1 protein-coding gene is annotated in these 813 nt (G+C 61.5%); it reads right to left on the reverse strand.

The window, feature by feature from the left end; genetic code table 11:
- Positions 1 to 238: 238 nt before the first annotated feature.
- Positions 239 to 664, reverse strand: a complete 426-nt coding sequence (locus tag QQJ84_RS06610) for a CoA transferase (RefSeq protein ID WP_284257339.1) — start codon at positions 662 to 664, stop codon at positions 239 to 241.
- Positions 665 to 813: the final 149 nt, after the last annotated feature.

An 813-nucleotide genomic window follows, 5' to 3' on the forward strand; every position in this document is an offset into this window, starting at 1 on the left:
CTCTGGACCGCGGGTTCGTTCCTCGGGGACTTTCGTACGCCAAGAGGCGCCCGAAACTCTCCACGATACCTGTCTGACGGCTTTCGGAGCCCTCGACGCTGAAAGCCGACGTCTGTCATTTGCCAGTTCGAATCCTTTAACCAAAGGTGTGACGTAGAACGCGACAGAAAATTCAATTGTTCACGCCTTCGCTCGTCCGCGTGGCAAGTGTCGTACTGGCCCCTGCAAGGCATGGCGCTCAGATGACCTGCCGCTCCCGCAGCCCTGTAATCCCATGCCAGTCCATGCCCAGCAGGTTGATGAGAACGTCCTCGGTGTGCTCGCCGAATTCTGGGGCTTGGCGATGAATGCGCGCCGGCGTTGCCGACAGGGCCACAGGGAAACCCGGCAGCTTGATTTTGCCATGCGAAGGATGGTCCAGCTCGGTGACATAGCCGTTGATAATGGCTTGCGGATCGTTTGCGGCTTCTTCGGTGGTATTGATCGCGCAGACCGGCAAATCACCTTTGGCGACGAAGCGACTTAGCCAATAATCGCGCGGCTTCGAGGCGAAGACCGGGTCGAGGATCGCCGTGCATTCACGTGCATGGGCGCACCGGGCCCAATGATCGCCAAAGCGTGGGTCAGCGGCCAGTTCAGGCGGGTTGCCAAGCGCGTCCAGCACGTTGGGTGGCCACGGCCACCGGCAGCGGCAGCGGCGCCGTTCGAGCCGGCGTTGGCTTCTCGGCAACAACCGGTACAAACGCTGGACCAGCCGGATCGCCGCAACCACCTGCGCTTATCTGCGTTGCCAACTCCCGGCGCCAGGCGAAT

Origin of the sequence: Acidocella aquatica (assembly GCF_030160635.1) — a bacterium.
In the GTDB taxonomy this organism is placed as follows: domain Bacteria; phylum Pseudomonadota; class Alphaproteobacteria; order Acetobacterales; family Acetobacteraceae; genus Acidocella; species Acidocella aquatica.